The organism is Pediococcus inopinatus, assembly GCF_002982135.1.
GTDB lineage: Bacteria > Bacillota > Bacilli > Lactobacillales > Lactobacillaceae > Pediococcus > Pediococcus inopinatus.
The window spans coordinates 1690420-1706642 of sequence record NZ_CP019981.1; the positions used below are offsets into that span (position 1 = coordinate 1690420).

Sequence of the window (16223 nt, forward strand, 5' to 3'; positions counted from 1 at the left end):
TCCACCCCAACATTGTACCTTGGAGTTTCTTGACAGTTCTATTTTTGCGCGCTAAACTGTATCTAAATTAGATAACAATTAAAAAAGCAGTGAAGAGATGAGTAAGATTCCACCCTTTCCTAGTGAGCCTCGGATAGTGAAAACGAGGCATTGGAGTGACTCCGAACATGGTCTTGGAGAATAATCTACATTAAGTCGTTTGGCAAAATATAGATGGGAACGCCCATTACAGCGTCGAAACATCGTTAGTTCAAGGTGTTTTTTAAGGAAACAAATTTTTTTGTTTCAAACCAAGGTGGTACCGTGATCATTTCTTATTGAATGCTCGCCCTTGACGTTAAATCGTTGAGGACGAGCTTTTTTGTGTCTAAATAAAATAAAAGGAAGTATAGCCACATGACAACAAATTTAAAAGCACCCTATCGTTTTGATCAAGTTGGTAGTTTACTTAGAAGCCCTGAATTAAAGGCAGCACATAAAGAATTTGCTGAAGAAAAAATCTCAGCTGACCAATTAGAAACTGTCCAACAACAAGAAATCAAAAAAATTGTCGACAAACAGGTTTCTCTTGGCCTACACGCCGTAACTGATGGTGAATTCAGCCGTTCTTGGTGGCATTTAGACTTTTTATGGGGCTTAAATGGTGTTGGCAAATACGACTACCAAAAAAGTTATAAGTTTCATGGCAAAAAGACACGGACAGATAATGCCTATTTAACCGGCAAAATCAGCTACAATCCTGACCATCCCTTCTTTAAAGCTTTTACTTATTTACAATCAATCGTGCCTGACGGAGTTCAACCTAAACAAACGATCCCATCACCAAGTTTATTATTCCGTGATAATCGCAGTGACAAGGCGTCAGAATTCTACGAAACCCACACAGCTTACTTAGATGATCTCGCTAAAGCTTATCATGAAACAATTCAACACTTTTATGATTTAGGGTGCCGTTACATTCAATTGGATGATACCACTTGGGCATTTTTGATTAACCAACTAGATGAAACCAAAAATAATCCAGAAGCTCAAAAACCATTCCGAAAACTTGCTGAAGACTCTGTTTATGTCATCAACAAGCTCCTAGAAAACTTGCCAGATGATTTGACGGTCACCACCCATATTTGTCGCGGAAACTTCCGTTCTACTTTCCTATTTTCGGGTGGTTACGATGTTGTGGCCGACTACCTTGGCCAATTAAATTACGATGGATTCTTCCTTGAATATGATAACGACCGTGCCGGAGACTTCAAACCGCTCGCTAAAATCTGGAATCACGATGCAAATAAACGGATTGTCTTAGGTTTGGTTACTTCCAAGTTCCCAGAATTAGAAGATCAAACCCAATTAATCACACGCATTCATGAAGCAACCCAAGAAGTGCCACTTGAAAATTTAGCCCTTTCCACCCAATGTGGCTTTGCCTCAACCGAAGAAGGTAATAATCTAACAGCTGAGCAACAATGGGCAAAACTTAGCTTAGTTATTGATACTGCCAAAAAAGTTTGGCAAGATGCTGAATAATTTTTTGACTCTGATTACAGAAAAAAGCTTCAAGAGAGCATATGTGCTTTCTTGAAGCTTTTTCAAATCAGTAAAATCATGCCCGATATTTACATTCATACAGGGAATAAATATAAATATTAATCGTTAGCTTCTAGAAACTAACTTGATAGATAACTCCTTGTTTAATGCGCGGCGTATAAATATCTTTGCTGGTCTTGCGATTGCTTAATTTAGCGTTCAAACGTAAATGAGCAGTTTTATTCTTTAAATTTTTAATTTGGACTGTTTGTGTTTTCCCATTACTTTTAACGGAAACCACTTTTTTTGAACCGTTATAAACGTGAACAAGGCTGTTCTTTTGCGCCCGAAAACTTAGCGCAACGTTACCATTTTTAGCACCATGATTTAATTTGAGCACAACCGGTGTTTGGGATGCATATTTACCAGAACTTAATCTATAGGCCTTTGTCACTCTTTTATTGCGTTTATTGGTACCGTACAACATAAATGTTTGATAGCCTTGGAACTTCTTTGAAACTTTAAAAGTTCCCTTACGAACATTTGCATACGTCTTTTTGCCGTTATTGTAGGTGAGTGTCACCTGATTAATAGCTGTTTTAGATGAAACTTTGCCACTAAAAGTAGCAACCTTACTTGCTGCATTGTAACTGGTCCGAACGCTATTTAATGAATAGACCGTTTTGGCACTGGATTGGCCTGTAAAAAAGCCTAAACATAATAATGCGGTTAAACTAACTAATGCTAATAATTTATTTAATTTGTTCAAAATAATACCCCCCAAAAAAATTAGCCACCCTGTATAGCATCTTCATTGTAGTGTCCCCATTGCCATAAAACAAGCTAATTTAATTGGGTTTGTTAACGACTGCCGCTATGTCAGATTATAAATTCTAGTGTTTAATTTCTACTACAATGTTTTGAATTAAATAAATCAAAAGAATTACAGGACCAACTAATATGTACCCAATGCGAATAAAGATATTAACCATAAAATCAAAATTACTGTCCTGCAATGCATATCTTTGAACCGTCATACTGTTCCTCTGATTTGCATAACTACTATCTCCCCACTTATCATTTTTATGTTTTTTTAAATGCTCGTTTTGCGCAGTTTTAGCTCCTTTCTGCAAAAACGAGATATTTTTTAACGACCACAATTTTTTTCGACAAAGATAAAATTGACACAACCAAGACAGCACCAACCACACATTCAAGAAATTCAATGTAATTTTAATATGACTTTCCTTATCAAGATTAAAAAAATCAATAAAATAGCAAAAAAGAATGTTTGCCCAACAATCCCCAAAAAGTAATGTTCAGTTTTCATCGTGATCCTCCTTTCGCGTTAAAACGCGTCATCCTAATGATTAGAAAAAGATTAGTTATTTAACCTTTATTTAATCATTATAATTTAAAAATAAATTTAAATAAAGGGGAATAACTATTTAAAGAGAAATCTTTCAAAAAAGACGTTAGCAGCCAAAAATGATACTATTAAGGAGAATAAAATTTCAGACTAATTTGGGGGAATTGACAGATGGGTAAAATCCGAATTAATAATATGAGCTTTCACACTTTTAATGGCGTGTTTGCTGAAGAAAAAAAGCTGGGTCAACGTTTGCAAATTGATGCCGAACTCACATATCCGATCGAGGAAAAAGTTAAACATGATGACTTGAAAGAAACAGTCAGTTACGCCGACGTCTATCAAACCATTGAAGACTTTGTGCTTAATAATAACTATAATTTGATTGAAAGTGTCGCGAATCATCTGTTGAAAAAAATCTTAGCAGACTATCCCACAATTCAAGCCGTTAAACTGAAAGTCCGCAAATATAGCGTCCCAATTGCCGGCATTTTCGACAATATTGAAATCGAAGTTTCTGGAGACCGTCATCATGAGTAACCAAGTTTATTTAAGTGTCGGTTCCAACATGGGTGATCGGCAGGCTAATTTGTCCGAGGCAGTTAAGCTCCTCAATCAAAAGGAGCAAATCACCGTGGAAAAAGTTTCGCCTGTATATCAAACCCAACCAGTTGGCGGAGTTGTCCAAGATGATTTCTTAAACATTGCCATTCGCCTCACCACAACCTTGAATGCCTACACGCTTTTAGATGTTTTCCATGAAATTGAGCAAGATTTGCGCCGGAAACGTCTTATTCATTGGGGACCACGCACAATTGATTTGGATATTTTATATTTTAATCACGAAACCTATCACGATAAAAAACTTGTCATCCCGCATCCAGAAATTAGTAATCGGCGGTTTGTCCTCATCCCCTTATTAGACGTCCTAAACGACGACACACTGATTGCCCAAACCAAACAACAACTAAAAACCACCTCAGATAAAAACTGGGTGGAAATTTTAAATTAACATGAGGTAACTAAACATGAATGAAAAAAATAAAACTAAAATTGAAAATGCCGTCACTGATATCATTGAAGCCATTGGTGATGACCCCAAACGAGCAAGTATCCAGGAAACCCCAGCCCGTGTAGCTACTGCTTATTCAGAAATATTTTCAGAAACAGGCAACGCCCATTTTACAGATTACAAAATTTTCGATGTGGATGAAAATGCTGATATGGTCGTGGTTCAAGATATTCCTTTCTACTCGATGTGTGAACACCATCTTCTCCCATTTTTTGGAACTGTTAATGTTGCCTATGTACCCCAAGATGGTAAGATTATCGGCTTAAGTAAGATTCCTCGGTTGGTAAACTTTGTTGCGCGCCGTCCTAGTGTCCAGGAAAACATTACCGTAATGATTAATGATGAACTGCAACGAATTTTGAAACCTAAAGGGGTGGCAGTCTCTATTTCTGCACGCCATTTATGCATGGAAATGCGGGGCATCAACAAATCAGGCTTGTCCACATACACCACTAAATTCTCGGGCGTTTTTAAAGAAGATCACGAACTGAAAAATGAATTTCTCCAACAAACTCGCCAAAAGTAGGCCTTAAATATGAGTACTAATCAACAAGACTACCAAAAGTTAATCGCCAAAATGAATCAACAAATGTTGGTAACCGATGATGATCGGGTTCCCCTTCTTCAGCAAATTTTAGCCAAACTAGGTCACCCAGATCACGCCTACAAAATTATCCAAATTGCTGGGACAAACGGCAAAGGATCTACCGGGGCCATGCTGGCGGCTGTTCTGCAAAAGAATGGTTATCACATTGGCCATTTTTCTAGTCCCGCCATGTTAGATGACCGCGAACAAATAAAAATTGATGGTCAAATGATTGGGTATACGGACTTTCTTCAGGCTTATCAATTAATTAACGACCAATTACCTGCCAATTTCGCAACCAATTCACTTTCCATCTTTGAGTGGTTTACGTTAATTGCCCTGGTGGCTTTTCAACAGGCTAAAGTTGATTTTGTGATTTTAGAAGTTGGCTTAGGTGGGACAAATGATGCGACCAACGCGATTTCTGCCCCACTTTTGGCTTTGATCACCCACATTGATTATGATCACACCCGCATTTTGGGCCATACCATTCGTAAAATAGCGACTCAAAAATCAGGAATTATCAAAACGGGTTCTACTGTTATCGTCGCCCCTCATCAAAAACGAATCACCCGAACCGTTTTACGTAATGTGGCTGGCCAACAACAGGTTCCCATTCATTTTGTGAATAATATTCGCTTAAAAGTACTGGCGCATAATTTTACCGGTACAACCGTCCAAATTAGCGGACCCTTGATTCCCAATCAAACCATTCAGTTAGGCTTAATTGGCGGCTTTCAATTGGATAACCTTGCCACAGTCTTGAGTGCCACAACTTGGCTACAAAAAAATAACGTTCAGCTGGATCAACGCTTGATACACGAAGCATTGGCACAACTAAAAATTGCCGGCAGAATGCAAGTGGTTCAACACCATCCCACCGTCATTTTAGATGGCGCGCATAACCCCGATGGTGCAAAGCAACTCGTTCTTTCCTTAAAGAAACTGGCTCCCAACCACAAAATTACGTTTTTATTGGGATTTTTGGCAGATAAAAACTATCTTGAAATGCTACAAAATTATTTACCATTAGCTAAGGAAATTTATGTAAACACCCCAAGTCAACACCAGCGTGCTCTTGATAAGGACCAATTAAGTAAAACCATTCAAACTCACTTTAGTTTTCCAAAAGAACAGCTCTTTAATGAACCTGACGCACATGCTAGCTTAAGTACAGCCCTGAAACACGCCGCTACTGACGATGTGATTGTGATTACCGGATCGTTTTATTTCATTAAACAGTTTGAAGGTGACCAAAATGTTTAACCAACCAGTGATTATTGCATCCAATAATCTTGATAAAACAGCAGAACTAATTGCTTGCTTACAACAGTTTCAAGTGGCAGCTAAATTCTATCAGGACTTGATTCCACGTGTGTCATTTCCTAGCGAAGGAACAACGGATTACGTGGTTAATGCGCGAACAAAAGCCCAATTTATTTCTCAAAAGTTACCTCAAGAATTTATTCTAGGTGACGATTCGGGGATGATTTTGTCCGCCTTTCCTAATAGATTTGGCGTTCAAACTTCTCGCCAGCTAACAGCCTACCCCACGGACGCTGATAAGAACCACTATTTAATTCAACTGATAGCGGGAAAAAATCGTAACGTTCAATTACGCACCGATTTGATTCTACAAACTCCGCAACACAGCTATCATGGCTTCGGCGTGTTTAAGGGGACTTTTAGTCAAGAGGAGCGGGGGCAAAACGGTTACGGATTTGATAAAATTTTAATTCCTGACGGTGAATCTCGAGCGCTCGCCGAATTAACGGATGCAGAAAAGTTTCCTTATCTACACCGCACCAAAGCAGTGAAAAATCTTCTCGAAAAGGTGGCAAATAATGACTATGAAAATTATTGATATGACCGCTGAGTTTGGTCGTTCCGAGACATTTGCAGATCAAATTGTCCATAACATGTTGGTCACACAACGGAAAGTGGCCTTACAATTCGAAGGCTTAAATCAACCTGATTTAGCCACGATTCAACAACTATTGGCAGCCTTTGACACCCCTGCTCAAACTACAGAAAATAGTTTACAAACGGTATTACCACTGGCGGCCCTACAATTTTTCATCACGAAATTTAAGCAACAATTTTCAGCAGATGAGGCTAGTCGCCAACTTGAGCAGATCTATCAGCAACATGCGATTTATTGGCATTATGGCAGTGTTCATCGTGATCTAACTCAATCACCATTAATTTATGGGATCTTAAACATTACCCCGGATTCCTTTTATGATGGTGGTGCTTATGTCGAACCGCAAGCCATCAAGGATCACATTGCCGAGATGGTAACGGCTGGTGTGGACGTCATTGAGCTTGGCGGCCAGACCACCCGCCCTGGTTTTACGGAAATCTCTGCTCAAGAAGAGCTTAACCGAATTTTGCCTTATATCGATTGGATTCACCAAAACTACCCCGAAGTTTCTTTAGCGGTGGATACATATAAATATGTAGTCATGCAGGCTTTGGTGAAAAATAGCCACGTTGACATTATTAACGATGTTCGCGCCTTTACAGATGATCCCCGAAAACTAGCATTGCTGGCACCAACCAAAATTGGACTTTTGACCATGCACAGCAGTCGCGACACCGAATATGATAATCTAACAAAAGAAATGCAAAACTTTTTCAAACAAAATCTATCCCAATTAGTTAATGCGGGAATTGCTCAAGAACGAATCGCTTTGGATCCCGGTATTGGCTACGCAAAGGTTGCCGATGGTTATCAAGACTACGCCATGATGCGCAACATTGATCAGTTTAATCAATTTAATCGACCAACGATGATTGCCATTTCTCGCAAGGGTTTTGGTGCTAAACTATTTAATCTAAAAAAAGAGGACCGATTATCGGTCACTCTCATTGCGGAAACTTATATGTATTTACATGGCGGCAACGTTTTGCGCGTCCATGATATTACGGAAACAAACCAACTCGTTAAAATGATTAACACGATCAATACAGGTTATTGGTTTAAAAAATAAAAAACCCAGACAATTTAATTGTCTGGGTTTCTTTATTTTGGCCTAAATTAACTTTGCAAAAGAGCCATCCCAAATACTTTCATGATGTTTCACAATTGTCGCTGCGTCTAAAAGATCAGAATCAAACGTTGTAACCAAATCGCGTCTAACTTCTACTTGATAATCCAAGTGACGTGCTACTCGAATGGTGGTGTCAACACAATACTCCGCCTGTCCCCCACAAATTTCTAAGCTTTCTGTATTATAGGTTTTCAAATAGGCTTCTAAATTAGTGTGGTAAAAAGAATCCGGGGTCGTTTTTACAATAAATTCATCTTTTTGCTTGTCAAAATCCAAATTTGGAGCTAACTGAAACTCTTCTGTATCACTTGGAATTTCATTATCAGTTGTTTGCACAAAAAAGATCGCCTTTTTTTCCTGTCGATAAAGCGCAATTCGTTCGTTAATACCGGCAACTACGTCATTAAAGTTGGCCATTTTATTTAATGCATTCTGCATATCTATTACAATCAATACATCTGCCATCGCTTTTCCTCTTTCATAAATCATGATTATTTATCAGTACCCTCTTATACCAAAAAGGATCCTATTTCTTAACGCTTCATGCTAATCGCGATTTGCTCCCCTAAAACTTACATCTTATATAATCATCATACAACTCCTAAAAAACGTGGTAAGGACAGCAAGTTTTATTTAAGAGATTCTTAAAACAGCGAACCTAGCCTTATTTTACCAACTTCAAGTTAACACTATTCACCCTTTTTGGCACTTTTATTCACTGCTGCCATTGCCAATTCATTTACATAATTTAGAGGATTATCAAAATTCGGTTGGAAAAACATATCCACCATCGAGAGTTCATCAACAGTCATTTTTTTCTGAATGGCAAGTGAAATTACATTGGCCGACTGTGCACAATCATATGTGCTGTAAAACGCCCCACCCAAAACAACTCGACTTTCTGGATTCCAGACTAATCGCATTAAAATGGGCGTCGTACTCGACATAAATTCAGGACGATAATTCTCTTCGAGCGTAACTGTTTCCACCTTAAGGCCACGCGCCTTAGCCCCACTTTCTGTTAACCCCGAAGAAGCGAGTGTTTTGCCAAATAACGCTACAGCTGATGATGCTTGAGTACCCATATATTTCATCGTTGGCTCTTCAATGTTATGCCCGATTAAAATTCCCTGTCGAATCGCGTTCGTCGCCAAAGGAATATAATCAACTTTACCAGTCGGATTATAATGAACCACGGCCGCATCACCAGCAGCAAAAATATTAGGATCAGATGAACTCATATATTCATCCGTGATGATGGCCCCATTTTTGAGCATATCGACTTTATTTTTCAACAAATCTGTTGCTGGACGAAAGCCCGCACACAAAACGGCAAGATCTGCGGTATAGCTGTTCTTACTGGTTGTAACAGTAATCTGTTCGTTACCAGTAAAAGACTCGACCATCTCGTTCATGGCAAGTTTGACACCGTGCTGTTCATAATCCTTTTCAACGCAATCACTAATTTCAGAATCAAAATTTTTGGCCAACACGTTTGGCAACCCATCAATTAACGTAACCTTTTTACCCGTGACTGCCAACTGTTCGGCAAGTTCGGCGCCAATATAACCCGCACCAATAATCACAGCTGATTTTGCATTTGGCGTGGCTTCACGGAGAATTTTCGCATCATTCCAGTCCTTACAAAGTTTAACTTTCGAATTTTCTACGCCTTTAATCGGAGGAATAACCGGCGCTGACCCAGTCGTCATCACTAACTTATCATAGTGATCTTGACTTAACTCACCAGAAACTAAGTTCTTCACCTGAACAATTTTTTCCTCAGGATCCACATTAAGGACATCATGCCGCATTTTCATTGTGGCCCCTAACTTGGTCAATTCTTCTGGTGAGGAATAAAACATTTTGTTAGGATCTGAAACATGATCGCCCACCCACAACGCAATTCCACAAGATAAAAAGGACAGGTTATCATTTCGTTCGTACACTGTGACTTGGTAATCAGGATGCTCTGTTAAAATTTGTTTGGCCGCAAAGGTACCTGCATGGGTCGCGCCAATCACGATTATTTTCATCATATTCCCTCCAAGATTTTTTAGGCTACAATAACTTCACTAAAAAACTGTTAACCCAAAATTCAAAGTGGGTTAACAGTTCACTTCTGTGCAATCTTATTCCACTTCAAATTCATTCAGATAAACACTAAATGGTTGTAAACTTTCGGCTTCATAGCGTTGCTTAAATGCTGCAATTTCTTCAGACGAATTAGTAGCTGGATCTAACTGCAATTTTTCTGCGGGTAGTGGTCGATTATTATGAATTTTTACATCAATCACAACGGGTCCTTCTACTTCGGTTGCAGTATCAAAGGCCTCAACAAGCTCTTTATAAGAATGGACAGTAATCCCCAATGCCCCCATTCCTTGGGCAATCATCGCGAAATCAGCTCCTTGTAAATCCACTCCAAAGTATTTCTGCTTTTCGTCTTCTTGCTCATCTTTGATAAAATCAAAACTCTCATTTGAGAAAACAACATTGATAATATGCAGTTTTTCTTTAACCTGGGTCAACAAATCCTGCATCACCATCGCAAATGCACCATCGCCAGCTAAATTAAAGACTTGCCGATCTGGGTACGTAAGTTTACCCGCAATAGCCGCGCCAATTCCATATCCCATGGTGGCAAATAACGCCGAGGTGGTGAATTTTTGTTTTTCATTCATATTTAAAAATCGGACACTGTTCATCGTGACATCACCCACATCAATGGCAAACACGTCATTTCCAGTAGCGATGCGGTTAATCTGCTTGAAAACTGCGCCTACTTCTAAAGGATCAGAAGTTTTATCAGCTAATTGCTGCAGATAAGCGCGCCAATTCTTCATATTGGCCACACAAGCATCGTAAAAACGTCGGTGAGCCACTTCATCACTAAGTGTGACTAATTGCTTCATGGCTTTCTTGGAGTCGCTTAGAATTGGCACATCAACGTTATGCCGCTTGCCAATTTTAGAAGAATCAATATCGATTTGAATAAACTTGGCATCTTGATTAAACATCCCTTTAGTACGAGCAAATGGGAAATCTGCGCCAATCATCATAATTAAGTCGGCTTGTTCCAACGTTTCATTACCTGGCTTCGTCGAAACCCGATAGGCCGAACCCATATTACCTTCAAAACTATCGGGAATAATTCCCTTAGAAATCGCCGACATCACAACTGGTAATTTAAGATGTTTCGCTAACGCCACAAGTTCTGGTGTCGCACCCTTAACGCCAATTCCAGCAAAAATAACTGGCCGATTGGCCTCACTAATCAGCTTTAAAGCTTCTTTTAATTTTTCGTCATCCGGTTCTGGCAACAAAGGTTTAACGTAACTATGACCTGATGACCAAAAATCATCTGGAATCTCCTTTGTACCGAGATCATTTGGAATGGTTACCACGGCTACCCCATTTTCCTTGTAGGCACGGCGGATTGCCTCATCAATTACATGAGGTAAACTGGCAGCGGTCATAACGGTCCGGTTGTATACTGAAACATCCGCAAACATGGGATTCTCATTCAATTCTTGGAAAGAGTCCCAATTCATATCAGATGTTCCCACCTGACCAATAATTGCCAATACGGGAACGTGATCCATTTGAGCATCATACAAACCATTAAATAAATGCGTTGCCCCAGGGCCAGCTGACCCAAAACAAACCCCAAGTTTACCAGTCAATTTTGCATGTGCCGTTGCAGCAAAAGCCCCAATTTCTTCATGGCGCACTTGAAGGTAATCAATCTTGTCTTGTTCTAGTCGCAAGGCCTCCATTGTACTGTTAATTGATCCACCAGGAATCCCATATACCTGCTCAACATCCCAGTCTTCCAAAACCTTCATCATCGCAACACTAGCATTAATTGTTTTACTCATTGTTATCCCTCTTTCCAAGAAATCATCATTTTTGTGTTCTTACTGCGATAGTATCTCATGAATGGGTCTGAAGTAAAAGAAAACGCTCTCATTAATGCTAAATAAAAAATCTGCATTCCTTCACCATCTTGTGAAAGAACCCAGATTTTATAACTTTTTTGTTTTAAAGCGCAGAAACTGTGGTCATAATTAACCAAATGTTCAGTATAACCAGCACGACTGCGGCAACCCAAGCACAAACCTTAACCCAAGGGCGGTTTGCAAACTCACCCATGATTTTCTTACTACTGGTAAAGATAATCAGTGGAATCATGGCAAATGGTAACGCGACACTCAAGAATACCTGTGAAAATGTCAGTAAGTTTTCAATTTTGGCTTCATTACCGTGATAATAAATGGCAAATGCTAAAACTGGCAAAACAGAAACAAGTCGGGTAAGTAAACGTTGTGCCCACATTGGCATTCTTAAACGAATGAACCCTTCCATGATAATTTGTCCAGAAAGTGTTCCTGTAATTGTTGAACTTTGACCTGATGATAACAGAGCCACGGCAAACAATGTACTTAGAACTGGGCTCGCAATTGCACCAACAATCTTTGAATCATCCAAAGCGTTGTATAAATCAACGAAACGACCCAAATCTGAATTAGTTCCAAAGAATAATGCAGCACCTAAAATCAAAAGTAAACAGTTGACAACAAATGCGACAGTTAGCTGCATATTAGAATCAGCTACTGTGTATCGAATGGCGCTCTTGAGACTCTTAGAATCATCACGATCAAAGTCTCGCGTTTGAGAAATTGATGAGCCAAGGTACAAGTTATGAGGCATAACCGTGGCACCAACAATTCCTAATCCGATGTATAACATTGATTTATTTTGAATCAAATCTCTACCGGGAGCAAAACCCTTTAATACTTCTGGCATGTTTGGTTGTGCCAAAATAACTTCATACAAGAAAACAATTAAAATGACGGCTACCAAGGTTGCCACAATTGCTTCAATTTTTCGAAATCCTAGTTTCATTAACAACATTAACAGTAAAACATCAAACGTTGTAATGATAATACCGACAATCAGTGGGAATCCAAAGAGTAATTCCAACGCAATCGCTGATCCAATAATTTCCGCAACATCGGTGGCCATAATGGCTAGTTCGGTAATAATAAATAACACGATACCACCAAATTTGGAAGTCTTTTCACGCGTAAGTTGCGCCAAATCACGACCAGTTACAATTCCTAATCGAGCGGCCATTGCTTGTAATAACATCGCAATTAAACTCGAAATTAAAATAACACTGAGTAATCGATACTTAAACTGAGCTCCACCAGAAATTGAAGTAATCCAATTACCAGGATCCATATACCCTACGGAAACTAGTACGCCTGGTCCGAGGTAAGCTAAAAATGTTCTTAAAATTCCTGCATTTTGAGGAACTGACACACTACCATTAATTTCATCTAGAGATTTATTTGCGCCACCTGTTGATGAAATAATGTGATGCTTTTCTTTTGTTGCTGAGGGCACTTCCTTAATCTTGTCTTGGTCATTATTCTTTGCCATGCTATTTCCTCTTTTCTATCATTCTCAAAATTCAATCTCTGAATTATCGAACTACGATTACGGAAACCTGTGCCCGTTTTGCAATTCTTAATCCTACTGCTCCTGGAACTTTATGTTTTGAATCTTCTGTATCTGATCCACACACAATTAGATCTGGTTTAAATCTAGGAATTACTTTTTCTAAGATGACATCATCGACATCGCTTGCGCCAACTGTCAACCCAGTAAGATGTTCAACTCCAAGTTCTTCAGCAATTTCCATATAATCTGAAACGGCCTGACGAACTTCATCTTCTTTTTTGTCAACTTTACCAGGGGTCATGACATCAAAAATGCTGACATCATCATCTTCTAGTACTGACACAATACATAACTCGACTTGATAATCATGAGCCATTGTTGCCGCATATCGGAAAGCCCTTGTGGAAGAATTGGGATCATCAGCATCCACCGTCAACAATATTCTCTGAAATGCAAATGGTTCTTTTAACTTATCGACTTGCATAGCAAACCTCCTTTAAGCTTTCTTAAACTCTGTCGCCTTATTGATAGTAACACTTACTATTTAAAAATTCTACAAAAAGATGGCTATTAATCAAAAAAAAGTAAATATAAGTTTGATTTAAATTTAGGTACACCTTAATTTAATAATTATAGGCTTATTCCAATATCATATCTAATAAAAAGCACACGATCTAAAAAGATCGTGTGCTTTATGGATATTATTCTTTAGTTTGTGTTGCATGACGCCGAGTACTTTTGTTAATAATCACGGTAATTAAAGCCACGATTGCTAAAACACTCAAAATAATGTAATCAATCTTTGAACCTTGCCGAACTTGTGAAAAAGTGGAGCCACCATGTAGCTCTAATGCACTAATGACGGAAGCCAAAATCACAGTTCCCATCGCACCAGCATATTGCTGCATCATATTAAACAATGAGTTAATATCGCCCCGTTTTTCCGGAATAACTTGCTGACTAGCAGCTCCCATTACGTTTCCAAAACTGAAGGCAACCCCAATTCTAAGGACGACAAACAACGCTAATAAGATCATGGAAGTCATGACATTATTCAAGAAGAAGAACAAGACAGCGGATGCTAAGAGACAGATGTTACCAATCATTAATGGTAGAAAAGCACCCTTTTTATCCATAATCGCCCCGGTACTTGGTGAAATAATTGCCCCAATCAATGCTCCTGGTAGCACTAATAATCCAGCTACCATGGACGTTTGATGCAAGTTAACTTCTGCAACCATCGGCAATAACCATGAAATACCAATATTAACAAAGGCTAACACAAAGTAATTTATTAAATGGAGAAAAACTGATTTCTTTTTAAGTAAACTAAAATCAATAACTTCTTTTGCACTCTTGGAGTTATACCATGCGTAACTTGCCAAAAGTAGAACTGAAACCACTAATGAAATCCAGAAGGCTGCAGATGTCCAACCGGCTAATCCGGCTTCATTAAAGGTCCAGACAAACCCGATTAGCACCAAACTTAGCCAAACCATGCCAATGCTATCAAAGGACAATTTTTCACCTGGTTTATGTTGGACCGGAATGTCGATATTTATCATTCCCATAACCAGCACAATCACACTTAGAGGTAAAACCACCCAGAAAATCCAACGCCAATTCATCAGTGTGTTCAAGATCCCACCATACGTCGGTCCTAAAGCTGGTGATAAAGAAGTTAACATACTTGCAACGCCATTATAGGTGCCGACGTGCTGACTAGGAATCTTAACGTTAATAATTTGAAACATTAATGGTGTGGCTAATCCTGTCGCAATCGCTTGAATCATCCGACCAATTAGTAAAATCCAAAAAGTATCTGCAATCGCACACACGATTGATCCCACAATAAAGGCTGCGGCTGAGAAAATAAAAATCGATCGAAACTTGAAACGACGCATAATAAACGCCATTGCTGCCATCATAATGGTAACTAACAGCAGATAGGCAGTTGTAATCCATTGGACCGTCCCCACACTCACGCTAAATTGGTTACTTAAAGTATTCATGGTCACGTTAAGCGAAGCTTCAACTAAAATTCACATAAAGGAAATCATCCCGGCCGATACGATCGCTAGTTTTGTTTTAAGTGAAATCTTTTCTTCATCCATGCTTGTAACTCATCTCCTTGACTCATTTTTATTCATTTATAAATAATTTCAAAACACAAGGACACTTACAGTCAGGAACTTTTCAGCTGACTGCGTGTCCTTGAATAGGTTAATTTAATTTGTAAATTTTTTTAAAATACTTTTTTCCGCTGAGCTTTAGGACCGCTCGTGGAGGCAGTGAGTCAAATATAACTATGACTCCCGCGGGATTGCGATCCCACACTACGTCACTAATTGGAATGATTTTCGGTTCGAAAATCTTTTATATTCCGTACGTTGTCGATTCTTGTGGCACAATTCAGCCGCAAGAACTCGCATCCAGAACGCCTTCGCCTGTTATTTTCCGCTGAGCTTTAGGAACGCTCGTGGAGGCAGCTAGTTAAATATAACCACGCTTCCCGCGGGATTGCGATCCCGCATCCAGCACGGTTATATTTAACTAGCTTAACGCCTCCACTCGCGCACTATTCCTTCCATCTTTCATCCACATCATTCGGAATCCCAAACGCATCCAACACCTTCATCGTCTGATGCTTCACGATATCTTCAATTGTCTTGGGATGATTATAAAACTCTGGCATCGGGGGGATAATTTGCGCCCCAATTTTTGCTAGCTTCGTCAAATTTTCCAAATGAATCACACTCAATGGCGTTTCTCTTGGCACAATAACTAGCTTTCGTTGCTCCTTAATCGTGACATCCGCCGCGCGCGTAATCAAATTATCGCCGATTCCATACGCAATCGTCGCCACCGTTTTCATACTAGCCGGCACAATCACCATGCCATCATTTAAAAATGAGCCACTTGAAATTGTTGCCCCTTGATCATTAATGTTATAGGTCTCATCAGCTAATGCGTTAATTTGCTTCAAAGAATAGTCCGTTTCTAACTCCAGATTCTTTTTAGCCCACTGACTCATTACCAAATGAACTTCTACATCATCCATTTGATGCAACTTCTCCAACAAATCAATCGCATAAACAGTGCCCGACGCACCAGTGATTCCGACGATAATTTTTTTCATGTCCACGCCTT

Annotated in this window: 16 protein-coding genes; 7 read left to right on the plus strand and 9 right to left on the minus strand. The window is 39.2% G+C overall.

Annotated elements, in window-relative coordinates; all coding sequences use genetic code 11:
* Positions 1-396: 396 nt before the first annotated feature.
* The gene (locus PI20285_RS08525; RefSeq protein WP_057772665.1) at positions 397-1524 is read left to right on the plus strand and encodes a vitamin B12 independent methionine synthase; all 1128 of its coding nucleotides are present in this window, start codon (positions 397-399) and stop codon (positions 1522-1524) included.
* Positions 1525-1657: 133 nt separating this feature from the next.
* On the opposite strand, the gene PI20285_RS08530 is transcribed toward PI20285_RS08525, so the two are convergent.
* Together PI20285_RS08530 and PI20285_RS11635 are read right to left on the minus strand one after the other, a co-directional pair.
* A complete protein-coding gene (locus tag PI20285_RS08530; protein WP_105782226.1) occupies positions 1658-2293 on the minus strand; it encodes a hypothetical protein in 636 nt (211 codons plus the stop codon).
* Positions 2294-2417: 124 nt separating this feature from the next.
* The gene (locus tag PI20285_RS11635) at positions 2418-2561 is read right to left on the minus strand and encodes a hypothetical protein (protein ID WP_156406506.1); all 144 of its coding nucleotides are present in this window, start codon (positions 2559-2561) and stop codon (positions 2418-2420) included.
* A 503-nt stretch (positions 2562-3064) separates the two neighbouring features.
* Between PI20285_RS11635 and folB the strand changes: the two genes are divergently transcribed.
* From folB to folP, 6 genes are read left to right on the plus strand one after another with little or no spacing between them, the layout of a single operon-like run.
* Positions 3065-3433 (plus strand): dihydroneopterin aldolase, encoded by a 369-nt coding sequence (gene folB, locus PI20285_RS08540; RefSeq protein ID WP_082623238.1) that lies wholly within the window; start codon positions 3065-3067, stop codon positions 3431-3433.
* Positions 3426-3905 carry a 2-amino-4-hydroxy-6-hydroxymethyldihydropteridine diphosphokinase gene (folK, locus tag PI20285_RS08545; protein ID WP_057772659.1) on the plus strand — a complete coding sequence of 160 codons (480 nt, stop codon included), beginning with the start codon at positions 3426-3428 and terminating at the stop codon, positions 3903-3905. The genes folB and folK overlap by 8 nt, the downstream gene beginning before the upstream one ends.
* 16 nt (positions 3906-3921) lie before the next feature.
* Entirely contained in the window at positions 3922-4491 is a 570-nt protein-coding gene (folE, locus tag PI20285_RS08550; RefSeq protein WP_057772657.1) for a GTP cyclohydrolase I FolE, read from the plus strand.
* Positions 4492-4500: 9 nt separating this feature from the next.
* Entirely contained in the window at positions 4501-5817 is a 1317-nt protein-coding gene (locus tag PI20285_RS08555; protein ID WP_057772655.1) for a bifunctional folylpolyglutamate synthase/dihydrofolate synthase, read from the plus strand.
* Positions 5810-6415 (plus strand): non-canonical purine NTP pyrophosphatase, encoded by a 606-nt coding sequence (locus tag PI20285_RS08560; protein WP_057772653.1) that lies wholly within the window; start codon positions 5810-5812, stop codon positions 6413-6415. The genes PI20285_RS08555 and PI20285_RS08560 overlap by 8 nt, the downstream gene beginning before the upstream one ends.
* Positions 6402-7544: a dihydropteroate synthase gene (gene folP, locus PI20285_RS08565; protein WP_057772741.1), complete on the plus strand. Its 1143-nt coding sequence runs from the start codon at positions 6402-6404 to the stop codon at positions 7542-7544. Before PI20285_RS08560 ends, folP begins: the two co-directional genes overlap by 14 nt.
* Before the next feature lie 42 nt (positions 7545-7586).
* Here the strand turns inward: folP and PI20285_RS08570 are convergent, their stop codons facing one another.
* The 7 genes from PI20285_RS08570 to PI20285_RS08600 form a co-directional block, all read right to left on the minus strand.
* A complete protein-coding gene (locus tag PI20285_RS08570; RefSeq protein ID WP_057772651.1) occupies positions 7587-8069 on the minus strand; it encodes an isochorismatase family protein in 483 nt (160 codons plus the stop codon).
* 224 nt (positions 8070-8293) lie between these two features.
* Entirely contained in the window at positions 8294-9640 is a 1347-nt protein-coding gene (locus PI20285_RS08575) for an FAD-dependent oxidoreductase (protein ID WP_057772649.1), read from the minus strand.
* A 96-nt stretch (positions 9641-9736) separates the two neighbouring features.
* Positions 9737-11485, minus strand: coding sequence for a pyruvate oxidase (gene spxB / locus PI20285_RS08580; RefSeq protein ID WP_057772647.1), 1749 nt, complete (start codon positions 11483-11485; stop codon positions 9737-9739).
* Positions 11486-11648: 163 nt separating this feature from the next.
* Positions 11649-13052 (minus strand): Nramp family divalent metal transporter, encoded by a 1404-nt coding sequence (locus PI20285_RS08585; protein WP_057772646.1) that lies wholly within the window; start codon positions 13050-13052, stop codon positions 11649-11651.
* Positions 13053-13095: 43 nt separating this feature from the next.
* Complete coding sequence (locus PI20285_RS08590) at positions 13096-13557, minus strand: universal stress protein (RefSeq protein ID WP_057772644.1); 462 nt, start codon at positions 13555-13557, stop codon at positions 13096-13098.
* A gap of 217 nt (positions 13558-13774) precedes the next feature.
* Entirely contained in the window at positions 13775-15115 is a 1341-nt protein-coding gene (locus tag PI20285_RS08595; RefSeq protein ID WP_323709144.1) for an MFS transporter, read from the minus strand.
* A 536-nt stretch (positions 15116-15651) separates the two neighbouring features.
* Positions 15652-16212 (minus strand): UbiX family flavin prenyltransferase, encoded by a 561-nt coding sequence (locus PI20285_RS08600; RefSeq protein WP_057772639.1) that lies wholly within the window; start codon positions 16210-16212, stop codon positions 15652-15654.
* Positions 16213-16223: the final 11 nt, after the last annotated feature.

Bases quoted from the DNA above. Each gene is read 5' to 3' on its own strand.
- PI20285_RS08525 (WP_057772665.1), top strand. From the start codon at position 397: ATGACAACAAATTTAAAAGCACCCTATCGTTTTGATCAAGTTGGTAGT.
- PI20285_RS11635 (WP_156406506.1), bottom strand. From the start codon at position 2,561: ATGACGGTTCAAAGATATGCATTGCAGGACAGTAATTTTGATTTTATG.
- folB (WP_082623238.1), top strand. From the start codon at position 3,065: ATGGGTAAAATCCGAATTAATAATATGAGCTTTCACACTTTTAATGGC.
- folK (WP_057772659.1), top strand. From the start codon at position 3,426: ATGAGTAACCAAGTTTATTTAAGTGTCGGTTCCAACATGGGTGATCGG.
- folE (WP_057772657.1), top strand. From the start codon at position 3,922: ATGAATGAAAAAAATAAAACTAAAATTGAAAATGCCGTCACTGATATC.
- PI20285_RS08555 (WP_057772655.1), top strand. From the start codon at position 4,501: ATGAGTACTAATCAACAAGACTACCAAAAGTTAATCGCCAAAATGAAT.
- PI20285_RS08560 (WP_057772653.1), top strand. From the start codon at position 5,810: ATGTTTAACCAACCAGTGATTATTGCATCCAATAATCTTGATAAAACA.
- folP (WP_057772741.1), top strand. From the start codon at position 6,402: ATGAAAATTATTGATATGACCGCTGAGTTTGGTCGTTCCGAGACATTT.
- PI20285_RS08570 (WP_057772651.1), bottom strand. From the start codon at position 8,069: ATGGCAGATGTATTGATTGTAATAGATATGCAGAATGCATTAAATAAA.
- PI20285_RS08575 (WP_057772649.1), bottom strand. From the start codon at position 9,640: ATGAAAATAATCGTGATTGGCGCGACCCATGCAGGTACCTTTGCGGCC.
- spxB (WP_057772647.1), bottom strand. From the start codon at position 11,485: ATGAGTAAAACAATTAATGCTAGTGTTGCGATGATGAAGGTTTTGGAA.
- PI20285_RS08585 (WP_057772646.1), bottom strand. From the start codon at position 13,052: ATGGCAAAGAATAATGACCAAGACAAGATTAAGGAAGTGCCCTCAGCA.
- PI20285_RS08590 (WP_057772644.1), bottom strand. From the start codon at position 13,557: ATGCAAGTCGATAAGTTAAAAGAACCATTTGCATTTCAGAGAATATTG.
- PI20285_RS08600 (WP_057772639.1), bottom strand. From the start codon at position 16,212: ATGAAAAAAATTATCGTCGGAATCACTGGTGCGTCGGGCACTGTTTAT.